At 71.3% G+C, this 2,430-nt stretch carries 3 protein-coding genes; all 3 read left to right on the top strand.

Annotated features, from left to right (window positions below):
* Positions 1-130: 130 nt before the first annotated feature.
* Complete coding sequence (gene secB / locus HW577_RS23660) at positions 131-628, top strand: protein-export chaperone SecB (RefSeq protein ID WP_198378558.1); 498 nt, start codon at positions 131-133, stop codon at positions 626-628.
* Positions 629-680: 52 nt separating this feature from the next.
* Entirely contained in the window at positions 681-1,778 is a 1,098-nt protein-coding gene (gene hemH, locus HW577_RS23655; protein ID WP_332837799.1) for a ferrochelatase, read from the top strand.
* Positions 1,779-1,803: 25 nt separating this feature from the next.
* Positions 1,804-2,430, top strand: a 627-nt coding sequence (locus HW577_RS23650) for an HAD family hydrolase (protein WP_198378556.1), incomplete at its 3' end; no start/stop codon positions are given.

Here is a 2,430-nt window from a genome sequence, read left to right as displayed (position 1 = left end):
CGCGAGCCTAGGACGCGGCCGACCCGCCGCGCGAGACTTTCCGCCGCGTTGCCGCCCCCGCCCCCGCGTGCTAACCGCCCCCGCGACGCCCCGGGCGCGCCCGCCGCGCCGCTGCGAAAAAGGTCCACGCATGTCCGACCAGCCCAATCCGCCCGCCAATGGCGGCGCCATGCCCGCCACGGGCCCGGTGGTCCTGAACCTCCAGTTCACCAAGGACCTGTCCTTCGAGGTGCCGGGCGCACCCGAGATCTACCTCTCGCTGCGCGAGGCACCGCGGATCGACATCGCCCTCGACGTCCAGGCGCGCCGGCTGCAGGAAGGGCAGGAGACCTACGAGATCTCCCTGCAGATCCGCGCCGACGCCAAGACGAACGAGGGTGCGACCGCCTTCATCGCGGAACTGGTGTATTGCGGGATCTTCACGCTGAACGGCGTGCCGCGGGAGATGCTGGAGCCGCTGCTGCTGGTGGAATGCCCGCGCCTGCTCTTCCCCTTCGCGCGGAACATCCTGGCCGACGTGACGCGCGATGGCGGCTTCCCGCCGGTGCTGCTGGCGCCGATCGACTTCGTGCAGCTGTGGCAATCGCGCCGCGGCCAGGCCTCCGACACCCCCGTTGCCAATGCCTGAAGGATGCCAGGGGCTTGATTCGCGCGACGCGCGGGTCATGTCGGGCGGGACCATGCCCAAGCGCCGCATCGCCATCGTGCTGTTCAACCTGGGCGGTCCCGACCGCTCCGAGAGCGTGCGGCCCTTCCTGGTCAACCTGTTCACCGACCCGGCGATCCTGCGCGTGCCGGGCTTCATCCGGCCATGGCTCGGGCGTCTGATCGCCTGGCGGCGGACGAAGCCGGCGATGGAGAACTACGCCATCCTCGGCGGCCGGTCCCCGCTGCTCGACCTGACCGAGGAGCAGGGGCGGTCGCTGGAAGCGGCCATGGCCGGCGATCCGGGGATCGAGGTGCGGTCCTTCATCGCCATGCGCTACTGGCATCCGATGAGCGACGAGGCCGCGCGCGCGGTGAAGGACTGGGCGCCGGACGAGGTTCTGCTCTTCCCGCTCTACCCGCAGTTCTCCACCACCACCACGGGCAGCAGCATGGCGGCCTGGGACGAGGCGTGCCGCAAGGCCGGCCTGTCCGTGCCGACCACCACGCTGTGCTGCTGGCATTCCCATGGCGGCTTCGCCATGGCGACGGCGCAGCTGGTGCGTCGCGCCTGGCAGGAAGCGCGCGCCGCGCTGCCCGAGGACGTGCCGCTGCGCGTGCTGTTTTCGGCGCATGGGCTGCCCGAAAGCATCGTCAACGCCGGCGATCCCTACCAGTGGCAGGTGGAGCAGACCGTCGCCGCGGTGGTCGAGAAGCTCGACATGCCGGGCCTCGACCACATCGTCTGCTACCAGTCCCGCGTGACGCCGCAGAAATGGATCGGACCCTCGACCGAGGACGAGATCGAGCGCGCTGCGCATGACAAGACCGCGATCCTGATCTGCCCGATCGCCTTCGTGTCCGAACATTCGGAAACCCTGGTGGAACTCGACGTCGAATACCGCGAGGAAGCCGAAAAGCTCGGCATCCCTGGCTATTTCCGCGTGCCCGCCCAGAACAGCGACCCGGATTTCATTGCCGCGCTGGCCGACCTCGCACGCGCCGCGCTCGGTTCGGGGCGCAGCCTCTGCTCCTTCGCGGGTGCCCGGCAATGCCCGAAGCAGCACGGCGACTGCCCGCATGCGCGCGCGACCGCCGAGCGGCGCCAGGTGGCGGTGAAGGAGCCGGCTTGAGCGACGCCCAGCGGCGCGGGGCGCGATGACCCTCCCACGCCCCCGCGCCGTCCTGTTCGACTGCGACGGCGTCCTGGCCGATTCCGAGATGATGGTGAACGCCCTGGTGGCGGAGCAGCTGACCGAACTCGGCTGGCCGATGACCGCGGCGGAATCGCGCAACACCTTCCTCGGCATGGCGCTGCCCGACATGGTGCCGCGCATCGAGGCGCGCATCGGCCCCCTGCCGCCCGGCTGGGCGGAGGAGATCTCGACCCTCATCGCGCATGAGATGACGCGGCGCACGCCGGCCGTACCGGGCGCGACGGAAGCGGTGCGCGCCGTCGCGGCGGCGGGAGTGGCGGTCGCGGTCGCGTCGAATTCGGGCCGGATGGAACTGGCGGCGAAGATGCGCGCCCTCGGCCTCGCCACCGTCTTCGCGGACCGGGTTTTCTCCTTCGAGGATGTGGACCGGCCCAAGCCCTGGCCGGATATCTATCTTGCCGCCGCCGCGGCCTGCGGCGCGGCGGCGGCCGATTGCGTGGTGATCGAGGACAGCGTGCCGGGCGTGCGCGCCGGCCGCGCCGCTGGCTGCCGCGTCCTCGGCTTCGCGCGGGAGACGCCGGCCGGCGTGCTCGCGGCCCATGGCGCCGAGCCCTTCGCCGACATGGCG

Source organism: Neoroseomonas rubea, from assembly GCF_016106015.1.
GTDB lineage: Bacteria > Pseudomonadota > Alphaproteobacteria > Acetobacterales > Acetobacteraceae > Neoroseomonas > Neoroseomonas rubea.
Note: the sequence above shows the minus strand (reverse complement) of the source record. Positions and strands in the feature narration are given on the sequence as shown.

What these genes read in the sequence shown, in the direction of transcription:
- secB (WP_198378558.1), top strand. Translation starts at nt 131, where the DNA reads ATGTCCGACCAGCCCAATCCGCCCGCCAATGGCGGCGCCATGCCCGCC.
- hemH (WP_332837799.1), top strand. Translation starts at nt 681, where the DNA reads ATGCCCAAGCGCCGCATCGCCATCGTGCTGTTCAACCTGGGCGGTCCC.